The sequence below is a fragment of the Streptomyces sp. NPDC001903 genome (genome assembly GCF_042891345.1).
Lineage (GTDB): Bacteria > Actinomycetota > Actinomycetes > Streptomycetales > Streptomycetaceae > Streptomyces.
In genome coordinates this window covers 174,690-193,381 of sequence record NZ_JBIASZ010000007.1, presented here as the reverse complement: position 1 = coordinate 193,381, position 18,692 = coordinate 174,690, and the positions used below count along the sequence as shown (strand labels likewise).

General features: G+C 73.3%; 17 protein-coding genes. 13 read left to right on the top strand and 4 right to left on the bottom strand.

Annotated elements, in window-relative coordinates; genetic code table 11:
- Window positions 1–50: 50 nt before the first annotated feature.
- Both ACFYZS_RS18265 and ACFYZS_RS18260 read right to left on the bottom strand, forming a co-directional pair.
- Window positions 51–971 carry an NADP-dependent oxidoreductase gene (locus ACFYZS_RS18265; RefSeq protein ID WP_389013092.1) on the bottom strand — a complete coding sequence of 307 codons (921 nt, stop codon included), beginning with the start codon at window positions 969–971 and terminating at the stop codon, window positions 51–53.
- Window positions 972–1,019: 48 nt separating this feature from the next.
- The gene (locus ACFYZS_RS18260) at window positions 1,020–1,733 is read right to left on the bottom strand and encodes a DUF2470 domain-containing protein (protein ID WP_389013089.1); all 714 of its coding nucleotides are present in this window, start codon (window positions 1,731–1,733) and stop codon (window positions 1,020–1,022) included.
- A 163-nt stretch (window positions 1,734–1,896) separates the two neighbouring features.
- Between ACFYZS_RS18260 and ACFYZS_RS18255 the strand changes: the two genes are divergently transcribed.
- The 4 genes from ACFYZS_RS18255 to ACFYZS_RS18240 all read left to right on the top strand — a co-directional run bounded on the left by ACFYZS_RS18255 (window position 1,897) and on the right by ACFYZS_RS18240 (window position 4,614).
- A complete protein-coding gene (locus ACFYZS_RS18255) occupies window positions 1,897–2,292 on the top strand; it encodes a cell division protein SepF (protein ID WP_389013087.1) in 396 nt (131 codons plus the stop codon).
- A gap of 67 nt (window positions 2,293–2,359) precedes the next feature.
- Window positions 2,360–3,583, top strand: coding sequence for an ATP-binding protein (locus ACFYZS_RS18250; protein WP_389013084.1), 1,224 nt, complete (start codon window positions 2,360–2,362; stop codon window positions 3,581–3,583).
- Window positions 3,580–4,005: a nucleotide pyrophosphohydrolase gene (locus tag ACFYZS_RS18245; protein ID WP_389013081.1), complete on the top strand. Its 426-nt coding sequence runs from the start codon at window positions 3,580–3,582 to the stop codon at window positions 4,003–4,005. The genes ACFYZS_RS18250 and ACFYZS_RS18245 overlap by 4 nt, the downstream gene beginning before the upstream one ends.
- A 123-nt stretch (window positions 4,006–4,128) precedes the next feature.
- Entirely contained in the window at window positions 4,129–4,614 is a 486-nt protein-coding gene (locus ACFYZS_RS18240) for a DUF6099 family protein (protein ID WP_389013078.1), read from the top strand.
- A gap of 93 nt (window positions 4,615–4,707) precedes the next feature.
- On the opposite strand, the gene ACFYZS_RS18235 is transcribed toward ACFYZS_RS18240, so the two are convergent.
- The gene (locus ACFYZS_RS18235) at window positions 4,708–4,974 is read right to left on the bottom strand and encodes a hypothetical protein (protein ID WP_389013076.1); all 267 of its coding nucleotides are present in this window, start codon (window positions 4,972–4,974) and stop codon (window positions 4,708–4,710) included.
- 203 nt (window positions 4,975–5,177) lie between these two features.
- Here ACFYZS_RS18235 and ACFYZS_RS18230 point away from each other — a divergent pair, with 203 nt between their 5' ends.
- Both ACFYZS_RS18230 and mmuM read left to right on the top strand, forming a co-directional pair.
- Window positions 5,178–6,101: an LLM class F420-dependent oxidoreductase gene (locus ACFYZS_RS18230; protein ID WP_389013074.1), complete on the top strand. Its 924-nt coding sequence runs from the start codon at window positions 5,178–5,180 to the stop codon at window positions 6,099–6,101.
- Window positions 6,102–6,117: 16 nt separating this feature from the next.
- A complete protein-coding gene (mmuM, locus tag ACFYZS_RS18225; protein WP_389013071.1) occupies window positions 6,118–7,029 on the top strand; it encodes a homocysteine S-methyltransferase in 912 nt (303 codons plus the stop codon).
- On the opposite strand, the gene ACFYZS_RS18220 is transcribed toward mmuM, so the two are convergent.
- The gene (locus ACFYZS_RS18220; protein ID WP_389013069.1) at window positions 7,014–8,045 is read right to left on the bottom strand and encodes a hypothetical protein; all 1,032 of its coding nucleotides are present in this window, start codon (window positions 8,043–8,045) and stop codon (window positions 7,014–7,016) included. The two genes, mmuM and ACFYZS_RS18220, sit on opposite strands and share 16 nt — an antisense overlap.
- Window positions 8,046–8,261: 216 nt before the next feature.
- Between ACFYZS_RS18220 and ACFYZS_RS18215 the strand changes: the two genes are divergently transcribed.
- From ACFYZS_RS18215 to ACFYZS_RS18185, 7 genes are all read left to right on the top strand, one after another.
- Window positions 8,262–9,725: a 3' terminal RNA ribose 2'-O-methyltransferase Hen1 gene (locus ACFYZS_RS18215; protein WP_389013066.1), complete on the top strand. Its 1,464-nt coding sequence runs from the start codon at window positions 8,262–8,264 to the stop codon at window positions 9,723–9,725.
- Window positions 9,722–12,268, top strand: a complete 2,547-nt coding sequence (locus ACFYZS_RS18210; RefSeq protein WP_389013063.1) for a polynucleotide kinase-phosphatase — start codon at window positions 9,722–9,724, stop codon at window positions 12,266–12,268. The genes ACFYZS_RS18215 and ACFYZS_RS18210 overlap by 4 nt, the downstream gene beginning before the upstream one ends.
- Window positions 12,269–12,465: 197 nt before the next feature.
- Entirely contained in the window at window positions 12,466–12,933 is a 468-nt protein-coding gene (locus ACFYZS_RS18205) for a hypothetical protein (RefSeq protein WP_389013060.1), read from the top strand.
- Between the two features lie 101 nt (window positions 12,934–13,034).
- Window positions 13,035–14,261 (top strand): arginine deiminase, encoded by a 1,227-nt coding sequence (locus ACFYZS_RS18200; RefSeq protein ID WP_389013058.1) that lies wholly within the window; start codon window positions 13,035–13,037, stop codon window positions 14,259–14,261.
- 76 nt (window positions 14,262–14,337) lie between these two features.
- Window positions 14,338–15,348 carry an ornithine carbamoyltransferase gene (argF, locus tag ACFYZS_RS18195; protein ID WP_389013055.1) on the top strand — a complete coding sequence of 337 codons (1,011 nt, stop codon included), beginning with the start codon at window positions 14,338–14,340 and terminating at the stop codon, window positions 15,346–15,348.
- A gap of 205 nt (window positions 15,349–15,553) precedes the next feature.
- Window positions 15,554–16,381 (top strand): enoyl-CoA hydratase family protein, encoded by an 828-nt coding sequence (locus ACFYZS_RS18190; RefSeq protein ID WP_389013052.1) that lies wholly within the window; start codon window positions 15,554–15,556, stop codon window positions 16,379–16,381.
- 4 nt (window positions 16,382–16,385) lie between these two features.
- On the top strand, window positions 16,386–18,671 hold the full coding sequence (locus ACFYZS_RS18185; protein WP_389013049.1) for a bifunctional salicylyl-CoA 5-hydroxylase/oxidoreductase: 2,286 nt from the start codon (window positions 16,386–16,388) through the stop codon (window positions 18,669–18,671).
- Window positions 18,672–18,692 lie beyond the last annotated feature (21 nt).

Here is an 18,692-nt window from a genome sequence, read left to right as displayed (position 1 = left end):
TGAGCCCGCGGCCGCCGGAGTCCCGTACTCCGGCGGCCGTTCGCATGTGGTCAGACGGTGAGGACGATCTTGCCGCGGGTGCGGCCCGCGGCGCTGAGCTCCCAGGCCTTCGCGGCCTCGGCGAGCGGCAGCGCGTGCTCCACGTTGACCGTGAGCCGGCCCGCGTCGGCGAGCTCCGCCAGGAACGTCAGGTCGGCGGTGTCCGGGCGCACCCACAGCTGGTGCGCACCCTTGGCGGCGGCCTCGTAATCGGCGATGGAGACCACCCGGCCGCGCTCCTTGACGAGCGACTGGAGGAGCTCGACGGCGCCGTCCCCGAAGAAGTCCAGCCCGGCGTCGATGCCTTCGGGGGCGAGTTCGCGGATCCGGTCCGCGAGGCCCTCCCCGTACAGGACGGGCTCGGCGCCGAGCGAGCGCAGGTAGTCGTGGTTGTGGGCGCCCGCCGTGCCGATGACGCGCAGGCCGAGCGCGACGGCGATCTGGACGCCGAAGGAGCCGGTGCCGCCCGCCGCGGAGTGGATGACGACGGTCTCGCCGGCCTTGAGGCCCGCGCGGGTGAGGGACTGGTACGCGGTGAGGCCGGCCAGCGGGATGCCCGCGGCCTGCTCGAAGGTCAGGGCGACGGGCTTGCGGGCGAGTGTCCGCACGGGCGCCGAGACGAGTTCGGCGTAGGTGCCGAGCTCGACCCACTCCTTGCGGACGTACCCGTACACCTCGTCGCCGACGGCGTGGTCGAAGGTGTCGGGGCCCACGGCCTCGACGACTCCGGCCACGTCCCAGCCGGGTATGACGGGGTGGCGGACTTCGAGGATGGGGTCGAGGTATCCGGCGGCGAGCTTCCAGTCGACCGGATTGACGCCGGCCGCCTTGACGCGGACCAGCACCTCGCCGGGGCCGACCTTGGGCGGCACTACGTCAACGAGCTTGAGGTTCGGGGAAGTTCCGTATGCGTCGTACGTGATTGCCTTCATGATCGTCCCCAACGGGACCCTGAAGGGGCCTATTCCCGAGCGGACGGCTCACGCGGGCAGGCTGTTGCGGTGCGAGCGCCGCCGGGCCGCGCTGAACAGGGCCTGGATCTGCACCCCGGACTGCTCGACGTCGTCCAGCGGGGAGGGGAACGGCAGCCGTACGTCCCGGTGGCCGCGGTGCAGCTCCAGGCGCAGGGTGACCCCGTACCGGTCCATGGCGAGCGGCAGCACGCGGACGATCGCGGCGGCGGGCAGCGGGTGGACCAGGCGCAGGAGGAGTGTGACGAGCTCGGCGTGGTCGTCGAGGAGGTGCGTGAGCATGCCGGCCTCGTACGGGGCGAGGGGGTCGGGGCAGGCCGCGTCGAGCTCTTCGAGGCCGACGCAGGTGCGCCCCTCGTCGGTCTCCAGGACCGCCCGGCCGAATTCCATGCAGGTGGAGTCGGCGCCTTCGTCCGTGTACGGCGTGAGCAGGCGGCCCGTGATCGTGACGCGGGCGCGCACCCGGTCCCGTACGGGGGTGGGGGCGATGTCGGTGAACTCCAGCCGGATCGAGGGCCGGTGCTCGCACTCGCCGCCGGGTTCGGACGGGTGCAGGTGCAGCCGGCCCATCGGGTCCGATCCGTCGAGGTGGCGGATCTCGCTGCTCAGCCCGTCCGTGACCACGGTCATGGAGTGGGCGGCGGCCAGGACCGACCGGACCCGCTCGGCGTCGGTGGGCCGGCCGGCGGCCGGGGTGGCGGGGGCAGCACCGGGCATGCGCATGCGGGATCTCTCCATCGTCCTGGGCGAGTGACTTAGGTATGCCTAACCTAACCTATTCGCTTCTGCGCGAGTACCCCGAGTCGCTCGTGTCGTTGTTGGGCTGAACGGGTGAAACGCGAGAGGATGGGGGGATGCACATGAAGCGCACGGCCGAGGCGGCCCGGTGAGCAGGTACGACGTCACGGACGAACAGTGGGAGGGGCTCGCGCAGGTGGTCCCCCTGCGCAGTCGCAACGAGTGGCCCTCCCGGGTGGACCACCGCACGATCCCCGCGGCGCCGGGGGCGTCGGCGGCGGAACAGCGGCGCTTCGTCGTGATCCGGGTCCAGGTCTTCGCCGACGCCCGGGAGGTGGCCGAGTACCTGATCGCGCAGATCCCGGTGCTGCTCGACCTCACCGGTGCGGACGGCGAAGTGGCCAAGCGGATCCTCGACTTCAGCAGCGGCGTGGTCTTCGGGCTCGGCAGCGGGATGCACCGGGTGGACCGGAACGTCTTCCTGCTGGCACCCGTCGGGACCGAGGTCGAGGGGATCGCGGCCGCCGCCGTCCCCCGATCGTAGGAAGGTCGCCAGGGCGGAACGGTTCGCCGTGCCCACCGGGGGCCCGGCGGCCCGTACCGTCCGGCGCATGGACGCCATCTTGGACTCGGGCGCGCCGGGGGCCGCGGCCCCCGACCGCGCCGAGTTACCCACCGCCGTCGCCGACGCCGTGATCCCGCCCGCCGCCGTGCACCATCGGCCCGTCGTCACCGAGTTGCGGCTCTCCGCGTTCGGGTCGCATCGCGGAGCCGTCTTCGCACTGGGGCCCGTCACCTTCCTCGCCGGGCCCAGCGGCGGCGGCAAGTCCCAGGTCCTGGCCGCCTACGAGGCCCTGGCCGGGCTCGGGGCCGGTGCCACCCTGGAGGAGGCGTTCCCCGATCCGCGCGGCCGGGTCCCCGACCGGGCCCTGCCCGACGGCCAGGGGCGGCGCGGCTTCCGCATCGGCTGCACCGTCGACGGACCCGCCGGGCCCGTCCGGCTCGACCTCGCCGTCCAGGCCGAGCCCACGCTCCGGATCGTCGGCGAACGGCTCGCCGTGGACGGGCAGATCCTGCTCGGCACCGCCCTGCGCGACCCCGGCCGGCGCTCCGTGCAGGCCTCCTGGCTGACCGGCGGGGCCGTCGGCGTCACCCGGGCCCCGCTCCCCGACGACCGGCTCGGCACCGCCCTGCTCCCGCTGCGCGTCGCCGGCTCCACGGCCGGACAGCGCCGGGTCCTGGCGGCCGCCGAGCAGGTGGTGGTCGCGCTGCGCTCCGTGTTCCCCTGCGACCCGCGCCCCGACCGGATGCGCGCACCCGTCCCGCCGGGCGAGGGCCGGCTGCTCGGCGACTGCGCCAACCTGGCCGACGTCCTGCGCCGGACCCGCCACGAGTGCGGCACCCGCCACGCGCTGCTCGCCGCGGCGGCGCGGACCGGCTGCGCGGGCCCGGTGGAGGGGCTCGACGTACGGGCTCCGGGGTCCGGGCCGGTCACGGCGGTGCTGGACCGCGGCCGCGCCGGGCCCGCCACGGAACTGGGCCGGCTCGGCGCGGGCGAGCTCCGCTTCCTCGCGCTGGCGCTGGTCCTGCTGACCGGCCCGGGGGTGCTGGCCATGGACCCGGCCGCCGAGCTGCTCTCCGCCCGCCAGGCGCTGACCGTCCTCGCCGACGGCTTCGACCGCGATCTGGACCGGCGCCAGAGCGCCGAACTGCTGCGGCTGGCCCTGCTGTCCTGCGGCCGCGGCCACGTCCGGCTGCTCGCGGCGGTGGGGGAGGGGGCGGCCGAGGCCGCCCGTGTGACTCCGGGGGTGACGGTGGTAGACCTGGTGCCATGAGCGATGAGCAGGACGTAGAGCGCGGGGGCGGGCCGGGTCCGCAGGAGCCGCTGCCGCAGGAGCCACTTCCGCAGGAGCGGCTCCACCGACTCCAGCGGCGGCTGGCCGAGTTCGCCGCCGCGCGGGGCTGGGAGCCGTACCACACGCCCAAGAACCTGGCGGTGGCGCTGAGCGTGGAAGCGTCCGAACTGGTCGAGATCTTCCAGTGGCTGACCCCGGAACAGTCGGCGAAGGTCATGGAGAAGCCGGAAACCGCGCACCGCGTGGCCGATGAGGTGGCCGACGTGCTGGCGTATCTGCTGCAATTCTGTGAGGTTCTCGGGGTGGATGTGCTGGATGCGCTCGCCGCGAAGATCGAGAGGAACGAGCTCCGCTTCCCGGTGACAGGGCCTCCGACATCGAATTGTCACTCTTCGGAGTGATGGCGCTGTCCACAACCATGTTTGTGTCCATAGATTTCCGAATACCCCTGGCTTTACTGGCCCATTGCCCTCACTCTGGGTAGTGGTGAGAACGGCGGATGTCGTGCGGACGGGGGACGGCATATGGATGCGGTACGGCTCATCGCGGCCGGCCGGCACGCGCTGGCGCAGAGCGGGGCGGCGATGGACATCGTGGGCGAGGCCTGGCAGGCCCAGGCGCTCACGCAGGGGATCGGGAGCTGGCTGGCGGTCACGGGGCCGCCGGAGCTGAGATCGGAGGCACGGGGACTGGGGGAAGCCGGGGGCAGAGGGTGCGGGGTGCTCGACAGAGCGGCCCTGCGCGGAGAGGGCAGCGCGCCCGACTATCCGCCGAGAGCCGCGCAGCTGACCGAGGTGGCGGATGTCCGCCAGGCTCTGCTCGGACTGCAGGCGCTGCTCGGCGAAGTGGGCATAGCCCTGGTCGGGGTGGCCTGCGCGACGGACGACGAAGGCCTGTACTGGCAGTGCATAGAGTCCATAGACGCGGCCGATGAATCGAGCGACCGGGTCAGGGCCGTCCTGCGCCGGCTGACCGTCCGTGAACGGGGGTCCGCCTCCGGCGTGGCCTGACGGGAGAGCGCGGCCCGCCGGGAGAGCGGTGAGGGCGGAATCGGGGGTCCCGCCGCGCGCGACGGGACCCGCACGGTCATCCGACCGGCACGGTCAGTACGACGGGTGGGACGGGCGCTCGGTCCCGGGGATCCGGCTGCCCGGGGTCAGCGGCGTGCCGGGGGCGCGGTCCGTGGAGGACTGGAGGTCGGCGTCGAGCTGCGACAGGTCGGCGTTGAGCGCCGCCATCAGCTCTTCCATCTGCTGGAGCAGGCCCTTCGGCGCGCCGCCCTGGGCGGCCGCCGCGGGCTCGAGACGTGCATGGTCGTGTGCTGCCTGTCCGGTCTGTCCGGTGTGCTCGGGCACGGACTCCTGGGACATGGCGGCCTCCTCGGCCCTGGCCCTTCCAAGGCGGAAGGGGGCGGTGGACGCATCGGCGGAAGGCCGCCGGCGCGCGGGCCGGGCGGTCCGGCTCCGTCCGAGCCAACGATCCCCATCCGGGCTGGTCACTGGCCGGGCCCGGGGTGGACCGTCCGGTTGACGCAGATTCACCCTGCCGGGGTGGGCGAGGCAGGATGGGAGTCATGGATCTCCGTATTTTCACCGAGCCCCAGCAGGGCGCGAGCTACGACACCCTCCTGAGCGTCGCCAAGGCCACCGAGGACCTGGGCTTCGACGCGTTCTTCCGGTCGGACCACTATCTGAAGATGGGCTCGGCGGACGGCCTGCCGGGGCCCACGGACGCCTGGATCACCCTCGCGGGCCTGGCCAGGGAGACGCGGCGGATCCGGCTGGGCACCCTGATGACGGCCGGGACCTTCCGGCTGCCCGGCGTGCTCGCCATCCAGGTGGCCCAGGTCGACCAGATGTCCGGCGGCCGGGTCGAACTGGGGCTGGGCGCGGGCTGGTTCGAGGAGGAGCACAAGGCGTACGGCATCCCCTTCCCGGCGGAGCGGATGGCCCGCCTGGAGGAGCAGCTGGCCATCGTCACCGGCCTGTGGGCCACCGAGCCCGGCGGCACGTTCGACTACGCGGGCACCCACTACCAGGTGGAGAAGTCCCCGGCGCTGCCCAAGCCGGCCCAGGCCAAGGTGCCCGTGCTCATCGGCGGCCACGGCGCGAAGCGCACCCCGCGCCTCGCCGCGCGGTACGCGGACGAGTTCAACATGCCGTTCGCGTCGATCGCGGACAGCGAGCGACAGTTCGGCCGGGTGCGCCGGGCCGCCGAGGAGGCCGGCCGCGGGGCCGACGACCTCGTCTACTCCAACGCCCTGGTGGTGTGCGTCGGCAGGGACGACGCCGAGGTCGCACGCCGGGCCGCCGCCATCGGCCGGGACGTGGACGAGCTCAAGGCCAACGGCCTGGCCGGCTCCCCGGCCGAGGTGGTCGAGAAGATCGGCGCCTACGGGGCCGTCGGCAGCTCCCGCGTCTACCTGCAACTGCTCGACCTCGACGACCTGGACCACCTGGAGCTGATCTCGGCCCAGGTGCTGTCCCAGCTCGGCTGAGGGAGGCGGAGGAACCGTGCCCCGTGCGTCCGGCCCGCTCGCCGAAGCCCTGGCCCGCAGGGTCGTGATCCTGGACGGCGGGCTGAGCAACCAGCTCGCCGACCAGGGCTGCGACCTGTCCGGCGGGCTCTGGTCGGGCCGGGTGCTCGCCGAGCGCCCGGACCAGGTGGAGGCGGCCCACGCCGCATACGCGCGGGCCGGCGCCGAGGTGCTGATCACCGCCAGCTACCAGGTCGGGTACGAGGCCTTCGCCGCGCACGGGCACGACCGGGCCGAGACCACCGCCCTGCTGCACCGCAGCGTCGCCCTGGCCGCCCGGGCGGCCGAAGCCGCCGACCACGAGGTCTGGGTCGCCGCCTCGGTCGGCCCGTACGGGGCGGTGCTCGCGGACGGCTCCGAGTACCGCGGGCGGTACGGGCTGAGCGTGCGCGAGCTGGCCGCCTTCCACCGCCCGCGGATCGAGGCGCTGCTCGCGGCGGGCGCCGATGTCCTGGCGCTGGAGACCATCCCGGACGCCGAGGAGGCCGAAGCCCTCCTCGGCGTCCTCGCCGGGACGGGGGCGGCCGCCTGGCTGAGCTACACGGTGGCCGGCCCCCGCACCCGCGCCGGCCGGCCGCTCCCCGAAGCCTTCGCCCTCGCGGCCGGGGCCCCGGAGATCATCGCGCTCGGCGTCAACTGCTGCGACCCGGCGGACGTGCTGCCCGCCCTGGAGGCGGCCGCCTCCGTCACGCCGAAGCCGCTCCTGGCCTACCCCAACGACGGCTCCGTCTGGGACGCCCCCACCGCCACCTGGCACGCCCCGCCCCACCCCGCTCACTGGCCGGTCGAAGCCTGGCGCACGGCGGGTGCCCGCCTGGTGGGCGGCTGCTGCCGCATCGGCCCGCCCGGCATCGCCGAACTGGCCGCGGGGATTCAGCGCCGCCAGTGAGCGTTACCGGGCGTCCCCGTGCAGGTGTAGCGGACGCCCTTGCTGCTCACACCGGATGCCCCGATCGGGGAGCAGAACGCTCCGGGCGTGATGGTGCCCCCGCCCCCGCCGCCGCTGTCCGACCCACCGGAGGAAGTCCCACCGGAGGAACTCCCACCCGAGGAGGAGCCACCGGACGCGGATCCGCCGGAGGACGAGGACCCGCCCGACGCCGTGCTGCCGGAGTCGTCGTCCTCGTGCGTCGGAGCCGGCGCCGGCTCGGGGTGGAGCCGGGTGTTCGGCGCGCCGGGGCAGCCGGTCCCCGGGGACGCGAGCTTCAGGGCGGCGGAGGTGGTCCCCGGCGCGCCGATCTCCTTGCCCTCCTCGGGCTCCTGGAAGCAGACGACCCAGTCGTCCACGGCGGCCGGCAGGGTGACGTCCGTGAACGCGCTCTGCGGCTCGATCTTCCGGAAGCCGATCGGCCCGAGCGTCCGGGACGCGTTCGCGAAGGCCAGCCCCACCACGCGCGGCATCTTCGGGTAGGGGATCGGATCCCCGTCCTTCGCGGGGCACGGGGCATCGGTGAGGACCACGCCGAGGTCGAGCGTGGGTATCGCACCGGGCTTCTCGGCGGCCACGACGCCCTGGAAGCACACCTTCCAGTCGTCCTCCGCCACTTGGGCGGCGTTCCCTTCGGAGGCGTCGTGCGAGAGCACGCCGAATCCGGCGGCGAGCGCCGTCGCCTTCGCCTCCTTGAGGCTCCGGCCGACGAGGGCGGGCGGCTCGGCCCGGCTCGGGCTCGCACCGGGCGAGGCGGACGCGGCGGCGGCCGGCTTGGAGTCGGCCTCGGCCTTCTTCGGCGGATCGCCGAGGAAGGGCGTGAGGAACCACAGACCGGCGAGGACCGTCGCGACGATCTTCTTCGCCTGCCCCCACCGGCTCGTCCACGCGAGCGCGATGCCGGCGGGCGGGATCACGACCAACAGGGCGATGACCAGGGCGGGATGCTGCCACCAGCGGCGCACGGGAGCGGGCATGGGCGGGTAGGGCTGCGGCGGTTACACGAGGGGAAGCCCTCCTGGGCGACGGGGCTGTGGGAAACACGGGGAACGACGTGTTCCGGGGACCGTACAGCGCCGTCCGCACGGGCGCCGGGTACTTGGCCGGAGCGGGATCCGCGGGTGGGGCGGGGCGCGGCCGAGGGGGGGAAATTCGGTGGCCCCCGGTCGACGGCTGCATCCATGCTGAGCTGCATGTTCCTGACGATCTCCACCACTGGCAGTGCCGAGCGCCCGGCCACCGACCTGGGTTTTCTGCTGCACAAGCACCCCGGGAAGGCACAGGCGTTCTCCACCTCCCACGGCGTGGCCCACGTGTTCTATCCCGAGGCCGCCGACGAGCGGTGCACGGCGGCGCTGCTGCTCGAGGTGGATCCCGTCGCGCTCGTGCGGCGCGGGCAGGGCAAGGGCCGGGGAGGAGCCCCCGACGCCGCGCTCGCGCAGTACGTCAACGACCGCCCCTACGCGGCCTCCTCGCTGCTCGCCGTCGCGCTCGGCTCCGTCTTCCGCAGCGCGCTGGGGGGCCGGTGCACCGCCCGCCCCGAGCTGCCGGAGCAGGCCCGTCCGCTGCGGATCGAGATACCGGCGCTGCCCGCCCGCGGCGGGGCGGAGCTCGTCCACCGGCTGTTCGACCCGCTCGGCTGGGACCTCGTAAGGGCCGAACCCGTACCGCTCGACGAGCAGTTCCCCGAGTGGGGGGACTCCCGGTACGTACGGCTGGTCCTGGAGGGCGAGCTCCGGCTCGCCGACGCCCTGCGCCAGCTCTACGTCCTGCTGCCCGTGCTCGACGACGCCAAGCACTACTGGGTCGCGCCCGACGAGGTCGACAAGCTGCTGCGCGCCGGGGACGGCTGGCTCGCCGCGCACCCGGAGAACGCGCTGATCAGCGCCCGCTATCTCGCCCGGCACAAAAAGCTGACCCGCGAGGCCCTGGACCGCTTGGAGCTGCTCCGGCTGGCCGAGGCCGACGGCAGCGAGGCCGAGGAGTTCGACAACGCCGTCGGTGAGGCCGAGGAGAAGCCCGTGCCGCTCGCCGTGCAGCGGCGCGAGGCGATCCTCGGCGCGCTGCGCGCCGCCGGCGCAGCCCGGGTCCTCGACCTCGGCTGCGGACAGGGCCAGCTGGTGCAGGCCCTTCTCAAGGAGCCGGCGTTCACCGAGATCGTCGGAGTCGACGTGTCCATGCGGGCCCTCGGCATGGCCGCCAAGCGGCTGCGCCTGGAGCGGATGGGGGAGAAGCAGAGCAGCCGCGTCCAGCTCATCCAGGGCTCGCTCGCGTACACCGACAAGCGGCTGGCGGGCTACGACGCGGCCGTGCTCAGCGAGGTCATCGAACACCTGGACCTGCCGCGGCTGCCCGCCCTGGAGTACGCGGTGTTCGGCGCGGCCCGCCCCCGTACGGTCCTCGTCACCACCCCCAACGTCGAATACAACGTCCGCTGGGAGTCCCTGCCCGCCGGGCACGTCCGCCACGGCGACCACCGCTTCGAGTGGAACCGCGGGGAGTTCCGCGGCTGGGCCGCCTCCGTGGCCGCCCGCCACGGGTACGAGGTCGCCTTCGCACCCGTCGGCGACGACGACCCCGAGGTGGGGCCGCCCACCCAGATGGCCGTTTTCACCCGGACCGACACCGATGCCCACAAGGAGGGAGAGGCCGCATGACCAGTACCGGAAACCGCGTACTTCCCGTCACCGATCTGTCCCTCGTCGTCCTGGTCGGGGCCACCGGATCCGGGAAGTCCACCTTCGCCCGCAAGCACTTCAAGCCCACCGAGGTCATCTCCTCCGACTACTGCCGGGGTCTCGTCGCCGACGACGAGAACGACCAGAGTGCGAGTGGCGACGCCTTCGACGTGCTCCACTACATCGCCGGCAAGCGGCTGGCGGCCGGCCGCCTGACCGTGGTCGACGCCACCAGCGTGCAGGCCGAGGCCCGCCGCCGGCTCGTGCAGCTCGCCCGCGAGCACGACGTCCTGCCCATCGCCATCGTCCTGGACATGCCCGAAGAGGTCTGCGCCGAACGCAACGCCGCCCGGCCCGACCGGGCCGGGCTGCCCCGCGCCGTCATCCAGCGGCACCGCCGCGATCTGCGCCGCTCGCTGCGCGGACTGGAGCGCGAGGGCTTCCGCAAGGTGCACGTGCTGCGCACTCCGGAGGAGGCCGAGACCGCCGAGGTGGCGCTGGAGAAGAGGTTCAACGACCTCACCCACCTCACCGGTCCCTTCGACATCATCGGTGACATCCACGGCTGTTCCTCCGAGCTGGAGACCCTGCTCGGCAAGCTCGGGTACCAGGACGGCGTCCACCCGGAGGGCCGCACCGCGGTCTTCGTCGGCGACCTCGTCGACCGCGGCCCGGACAGCCCCGGCGTCCTGCGCCGCGTGATGGGCATGGTCGGGTCCGGCAACGCCCTGTGCGTGCCCGGGAACCACGAGAACAAGCTCGGCCGGTACCTCAAGGGCTCCAAGGTCCAGCAGACCCACGGGCTCGCCGAGACGATCGAGCAGCTCGGCCACGAGCCGCAGGAGTTCGTCGAGGAGGTGCGCGAGTTCATCCGCGGCCTCGTCAGCCACTACGTGCTCGACGGCGGCAAGCTGGTGGTCTGCCACGCGGGCCTGCCCGAGAAGTACCACGGGCGCACCTCCGGCCGGGTCCGCTCGCACGCCCTGTACGGGGAGACCACCGGCGAGACCGACGAGTTCGGCCTGCCCGTGCGCTACCCGTGGGCCGAGGACTACCGGGGCAAGGCGGTCGTGGTCTACGGCCACACCCCGGTGCCGAACACGGCCTGGATCAACAACACCATCTGCCTGGACACGGGCGCCGTCTTCGGCGGGAGGATGACCGCCCTGCGCTGGCCCGAGCGCGAACTGGTCGACGTACCGGCCGAGAAGGTCTGGTACGAGCCGGTCAAGCCGCTCGCCGCCGAGGCGCCGGGCGGCCACGACGGCCGCCCGCTCGACCTCGGCGACGTCCACGGGCGCCGGATCGTCGAGACCCGGCACCTGGGCAACGTCACCGTGCGCGAGGAGAACGCGGCCGCGGCCCTGGAGGTCATGAGCCGCTTCGCGGTGGACCCGCGGCTGGTCCCGTACCTGCCGCCGACCATGGCGCCGACCGCCACCTCGCAGGAGGACGGCTACCTGGAGCACCCGGCCGAGGCCTTCGCCCAGTACCGCAAGGACGGCATCGCCCAGGTCGTGTGCGAGGAGAAGCACATGGGCTCCCGGGCCACGGTCCTGGTCTGCAAGGACGCCGAGGCGGCCCGGGGACGCTTCGGCGTGGACGGACCGAGCGGATCCGTCCACACCCGCACCGGACGGCCCTTCTTCCAGGACCCCGAGGTCACCGAGGAGGTCCTCGCCCGGCTCCGCGGAGCCGTCACCGACGCGGGCCTGTGGGAGGAACTCGCCACCGACTGGCTGCTGCTGGACGGGGAGCTGCTGCCCTGGTCGCTGAAGTCCACCGGCCTGCTGCGCAACCAGTACGCCGCCGTCGGCGCGGCCTCCCGCGCCGTCTTCCCGGACGCCCTCGGCGCCCTGGCGGCGGCCGCCGAGCGGGGCATCGACACCGGTGACCTGCTCGCCCGCCAGCGGGACCGGGCCGCCGACGCCGAGCGGTTCACCGACGCCTACCGGCGCTACTGCTGGACCACCGACGGCTTGGACGGAGTGCGGTTCGCGCCGTTCCAGCTGCTGGCGGCGGCCGGGCGCTCGCTGGCCGCCGTACCGCACGACGAGCAGCTGTTCTGGCTGGACCGGCTCGTCGCCGCCGACGAGGCGGCCGGCACCGGGCTGCTGCGCCGCACCGGCCGGATCCTGGTCGACACCGCCGACGAGGACTCCGTACGGGCGGGCACCGACTGGTGGCTGGAGCTGACGGCCGCGGGCGGCGAGGGCATGGTCGTCAAGCCGCTCCAGGCGTACGCCCGGGACGGCAGGGGCCGCCTGGTCCAGCCCGGGGTCAAGGTGCGCGGGCGCGAGTACCTGCGGATCATCTACGGCCCGGAGTACACGCGTCCGGAGCAGCTCGCGAAGCTGCGCCAGCGGTTCCTGGGGCACAAGCGCTCGCTCGCCCTGCGGGAGTACGCGCTCGGGCTGGAGGCCCTGGACCGGCTGGCGGGCGGGGAGCCGCTGTGGCGGGTGCACGAGGCGGTCTTCGCCGTGCTCGCCCTCGAATCGGAGCCGGTCGACCCCCGGTTGTGAGCCGGGGCGGGTCGGCGCAGCCGTAAAGGCGAGGCCCCTGTACGGCCCCGAATTAGGTCGTATGGGGGAACTTTCCCGGAGAACGCCCGGAAAACCACCGGCGGGATCGTTCATCCAGGGCAGCGGAATGTCCGCGACCCTGGAAGGACGGAACGTCACCTATGAAGATGACCGCGCGCGGAAGCATTGCGGCACTCATGACCTGTATGGCCGCGGCCGGCGCGGCCACCCCGGCCGTGGCCGACTCGGTGCCGGTGGGTGTCCCCCTGGACGCCGTGAAGACCACACTGGGCGTCGACACCCCGCGCGTGGCCACCGCGGTGCCGGTGCCCGTCGTCGGCGCGCCGGAGGTTCCCGTACACCACACCGGCGATCTGCTCCCCAGCCCGATCCTCCCGTCGCTGCCGATCACCACTGAGCTCGGCCGCACCCTGGTCGGGGCGCCGGTGCCGAACCTGCTCGGCGACCCGAAGACCGACGGCGAGGGCTCGCTGGAGGCCCCGGCCACCGATCTGCTCGCCCGTACCCCCGGCGCCGTCGTCGGGGCCCCGCTGACGATGCCGGACGGCAGCAACTACGGCATCCCGAACCTGACCGCCCCCAAGCTGGGCCTGACCGCCCCCGAGCTGATCGGGACCCCGTCGGCCCTCCTCGGCCTGCGCTGATCCCCGCCGGCGCCGCCGGGACCGCGGGGGATGCCGGCTGTGCCGCGTCTCCTGAGCGAACGCCAGGTCAAAAAGCCGTCCGGTCTGCGAACGTGTACGCCATGGGATTCCATGTCGACTCCGAGACCGGGCGGCTTCGCCGCGTCATCCTCCACCGGCCCGATCTGGAGCTGAAGCGGCTCACACCGAGCAACAAGGACGCGCTGCTCTTCGATGACGTGCTGTGGGTGCGCCGGGCCCGCCAGGAGCACGACGGCTTCGCGGACGTCCTGCGCGACCGCGGCGTGGAGGTGCACCTCTTCGGCGACCTCCTGTGCGAGGCGCTGGACATCCCGGAGGCCAGACACCTGGTCCTGGACCGGGTGTTCGACGAGAAGGAGTACGGGCCGCTCGCCACGGACCACCTGCGCGCGGTCTTCGACCAGCTGCCGGTGACCGCGCTGACCGAGGCGCTGGTCGGCGGGATGACCAAGCGCGAGTACCTCGAGCGGCACGCGGAGCCGGTATCGGTCCGCTTCCACGCCATGGAGCTGGACGACTTCGTGCTGGGGCCGCTGCCCAACCACCTCTTCACCCGGGACACTTCCGCCTGGATCTACGACGGGGTCTCCATCAACGCCATGCGCTGGCCGGCCCGGCAGCGCGAGACGGTGCACTTCGAGGCGATCTACAAGCACCACCCGCTCTTCACCTCCTCGGGCGCCTTCCACTACTGGTCGCAGGGGCAGGCGGACTACCCCTCGACCATCGAGGGCGGGGACGTGCTCGTCATCGGCAACGGCGCGGTGCTGATCGGGATGAGCGAGCGGACCACGCCGCAGGCGGTGGAGATGCTCGCGCGGGGCCTGTTCGCGGCCGGGTCGGCGACCACCATCGTGGCGCTGGACATGCCGAAGCGGCGGGCCTTCATGCACCTGGACACGGTGATGACGATGGTGGACGGAGATACGTTCACTCAGTACGCGGGCCTCGGCATGCTGCGCTCCTACACGATCGAGCCGGGCGAGGGCCTGCAGGAGCTGAAGGTGACCGACCACCCGCCGGAGCACATGCACCGGGCGATCGCGGCCGCGCTCGGGCTGGACTCGATCCGGGTGCTGACCGCGACGCAGGACGTGCACGCGGCGGAGCGCGAGCAGTGGGACGACGGCTGCAACGTGCTGGCGGTCGAGCCGGGGGTGGTGGTGGCGTACGAGCGGAACGTGACGACCAACACGCACCTGCGCAAGGAGGGCATCGAGGTCATCGAAATCCCGGGCAGCGAGCTGGGGCGGGGGCGGGGCGGGCCGCGGTGCATGAGCTGCCCGGTGGAGCGGGATCCGGCCTGAGACCCCCTGTATATCAATACGGGGGATCGTATAGACTTCCAGCATCCCCTGTCAGCGTGACCCTTGGAGTGTCCCCATGGCCACCGACCTCGTCGGCCGCAGTTTCCTCAAGGAGCTCGACTTTTCCGCCGCCGAGTTCCGCGGTCTGATCGAGCTCGCGGCCGACCTCAAGGCGGCCAAGAAGGCCGGCACCGAGCAGCGCCGCCTCCAGGGCAGGAACATCGCGCTGATCTTCGAGAAGACCTCGACGCGCACCCGCTGCGCGTTCGAGGTCGCCGCCGCCGACCAGGGCGCGCACACCACCTACCTCGACCCGGCCAGCTCCCAGATCGGCCACAAGGAGTCGGTCAAGGACACGGCGCGGGTGCTGGGCCGGATGTTCGACGGCATCGAGTACCGGGGCGACAGCCAGGAGGCCGTCGAGGCGCTCGCCGCCCACTCCGGCGTGCCGGTGTTCAACGGCCTCACCGACGACTGGCACCCCACCCAGATGCTGGCCGACGTGCTCACCATGACCGAGCACTGCGCCAAGCCGCTGGAGCGCGTCGTCTTCGCCTACCTCGGCGACGCCCGGTTCAACATGGGCAACTCCTACCTGGTGACCGGCGCGCTGCTCGGCATGGACGTACGGATCGTGGCGCCGAAGGCCTACTGGCCGGCCGAGTCGGTGGTGTCCAGGGCGCGCGAGCTCGCGGCCGCCAGCGGGGCCCGGATCATGCTGACGGAGGAGGTCGCCGAGGGCGTGGCCCAGGCCGACTTCGTCGCCACCGACGTCTGGGTCTCGATGGGCGAGCCGAAGGAGGTCTGGGACGAGCGGATCGCCGCCCTGGCCCCGTACGCCGTCACCATGGACGTGCTGCGCGCGACCGGCAACCCGGACGTGAAGTTCCTGCACTGCCTGCCGGCCTTCCACGACCTGGGCACCAAGGTCGGCCGGGAGATCCACGAGCGGCACGGGCTGGACTCGCTGGAGGTGACGGAGGAGGTGTTCGAATCCGCGCACTCCGTCGTCTTCGACGAGGCCGAGAACCGGCTGCACACCATCAAAGCCGTGCTCGTCGCCACCCTCGCCGGGCCCGCCGCCTAGGGGGTGTCCGCGAAGTCCCGCCTGCCCCGCGGGCGCACGGCGCTACTTCGCGGACACCCCTAGCCTGTTTCCCATTCCGCATAGTCATGCGGACGGAGCCGCCAGGGGAACCGGACGGCCTTCCCGGTCACCCGACAGGCGCGCCCCTCACTCGTGTGTCGCGTTTCTGTGACGGCAGTCACGATCCAGTGATACCGTCGATCGTGTGAGCCCCTTCATCGGTTCCACAGCAGCGACCGAACGGTGGCGCCACCTGCGGGTGACCCGGCAGGACGGCGTGGCCACCGTCACCCTCGACCGCCCCGAGAAACTCAACGCCCTCACCTTCGGCGCCTACGCCGACCTGCGCGACCTGCTCGCCGAGCTCTCCCGCGAGCGATCCGTACGGGCCCTCGTCCTCGGAGGCGAGGGGCGCGGCTTCTGCTCCGGCGGCGACGTCGACGAGATCATCGGCGCCACCCTCGCCATGGACACGGCCCAGCTCCTCGACTTCAACCGGATGACCGGCCAGGTGGTGCGGGCCATCCGCGAATGCCCCTTCCCGGTGATCGCCGCCGTGCACGGGGTCGCCGCCGGCGCCGGCGCCGTCCTCGCCCTCGCCTCCGACTTCCGCATCGCCGACCCCACCGCCCGCTTCGCGTTCCTCTTCACCCGCGTCGGCCTCTCCGGCGGGGACATGGGCGCCGCGTACCTGCTGCCCCGCGTCGTCGGCCTCGGCCACGCCACCCGGCTGCTGATGCTCGGAGAGCCCGTACGCGCGCCGGAGGCCGAGCGCATCGGCCTGCTCAGCGAGGTCACCGAGGAGGGCAAGGCCGGGGTACGGGCCGCAGAGCTCGCCGCGCACCTCGCCGCGGGCCCGGCCCTCGCGTACGCGCAGACCAAGGCACTGCTGACCGCCGAGCTCGACATGCCGCTGGCCGCGTCCGTCGAGCTCGACGCCAACACCCAGGCCCTGCTGATGCACGGCCGGGACTACGCCGAGTTCCACGCCGCCTTCACCACGAAGCGGCCCCCGGAGTGGAAGGGCAGGTAGCGCCATGCCGGCAGGCAGCGCATTGCGGGTCGCCGTCGTCGGCGGCGGGCCCGGGGGCCTGTACGCCGCCGCGCTGCTGGCCCGCCAGGGCCACACGGTCGAGGTGTGGGAGCGCAATGCCCCCGAGGACACCTTCGGCTTCGGCGTGGTGCTCTCCGACGAGACCCTCGGCGGCATCGAACAGGCCGACACCGTGGTCTACACGGCCCTCGGCGCCGAGTTCGTGCGCTGGGACGACATCGACATCGTGCACCGGGGGCGGCTGCTGACCTCCGGGGGCCACGGCTTCTCCGCCCTCGGCCGGCGCAGGCTGCTGGAGATCCTCCACGAGCGCTGCGCCGGACTGGGGGTCCGGCTCCGCTTCCGCACCCCGGCGCCGCCCGCCGCGGTCCTGGCGGCCTCGTACGACCTGGTCGTCGCGGCCGACGGGGTGCACAGCGCGACCCGGCAGAGCGGCGCCGCGCACTTCCGCCCGACACTGACGAGCGGGCACTGCCGGTACATCTGGCTCGCCGCCGACTTCGCCTTCGACGCGTTCCGCTTCGAGATCGCGGAGACCGAGCACGGCGTCATGCAGCTGCACGCCTACCCGTACTCGGCCGACGCCTCCACCGTGATCGTGGAGATGCACGAGGAGGTGTGGCGGGCCGCCGGCTTCGACCTGTGCGACGAGGCCGAATCCGCCGCACGCTGCGCCAAGACCTTCGGTGAGGCCCTGCGCGGGCGCCCGCTGCACGGCAACCGCTCCGCGTGGACCGAGTTCCGTACCGTCGTCAACGAGCGGTGGTCGCACGGCAACGTCGTCCTGCTCGGCGACGCGGCGCACACCGCGCACTTCTCCATCGGCTCCGGCACCAAGCTGGCGGTGGAGGACGCGCTCGCGCTGGCCGAGGCCGTGGCCGACGCCGTGGCCGCCGCCGGGCCGGGCGCCGAGCCGGACGTGCCCGCCGCCCTCGCCGCGTACGAAGCCGCCCGGCGGCCCGCGGTGGCCTCGACCCAGCGGGCCGCCGCCGCCAGCATGCGCTGGTTCGAGGAACTCGCCGGGTACGTGGACCAGCCCGCCCGGCAGTTCGCCTTCAACCTGCTCACCCGCAGCCGCCGGGTCACCCACGACAACCTCCGGCTGCGCGACGAGCGGTTCACCCGGGCCGTGGAGCGCGATTTCGGCTGCCCCGACGAGCACACCCCGCCGATGTTCACGCCGCTGACGCTGCGCGGGCTGACCCTGCGCAACCGGGTCGTGGTCTCCCCGATGGACATGTACAGCGCGCAGGACGGCGACGGGACGCCCGGGGACTTCCACCTGGTCCACCTGGGGGCGCGGGCCCTCGGCGGAGCGGGCCTGGTGATGACCGAGATGGTCTGCGTCTCGGCCGAGGGCCGGATCACCCCCGGCTGCACCGGCCTGTACACGGCCGGGCAGGCGGCGGCCTGGACCCGGATCGCGGACTTCGTGCACACCTCCGCGCCCGGCACCGCGCTCGGCGTCCAGCTCGGCCACTCGGGGCGCAAGGGCTCGACGCGCCTGATGTGGGAGGGCATGGACGACCCCCTGCCGGAGGGCAACTGGCCGCTCGTGGCCGCCTCGGAACTGCCCTACCGGCCGGGTGTCTCGGCCGTTCCGCGCGCGCTGACGGCGGCGGACCTCGCCTCGGTCCGCTCCGATTTCGCGGCCGCCGCCGTGCGGGCCGCCGACTGCGGGTTCGACCTGCTGGAACTGCACTGCGCCCACGGCTACCTGCTGTCCTCCTTCCTGTCCCCGCTCACCAACCACCGCACGGACGCCTACGGAGGGACCCTGGGGAACCGGCTCCGCTTCCCCCTGGAGGTCTTCGACGCGGTCCGCGCCGTCTGGCCCGCCGACCGGCCGATGACCGTCCGCATCTCGGCCACCGACTGGGCCCCGGGCGGCACTTGCGCCCAGGACGCGGTGGACATCGCGGCCGCCTTCGCCGCGCACGGCGCCGACGCCATCGACGTGTCGACCGGCCAGGTGGTGGCGGAGGAGAGCCCGGAGTACGGGCGCTCGTACCAGACCCCGTACGCCGACCGGATCCGCAACGCACTGGGGATCCCGGTCATCGCCGTCGGCGCCATCTCCTCCTGGGACGACGTGAACTCCCTGCTGCTGGCGGGCCGCGCCGACCTCTGCGCCGTGGGCCGCCCCCACCTGTACGACCCGCACTGGACCCTGCACGCGGCCGCCGACCAGTCCTACGAGGGCCCGGCCGCCCCCTGGCCCGCCCCGTACCGCGCCGGCAGCCGCAAACCCCCGACCGGACGCGGCTGAGGCGCGATCACCCGGCGGTGC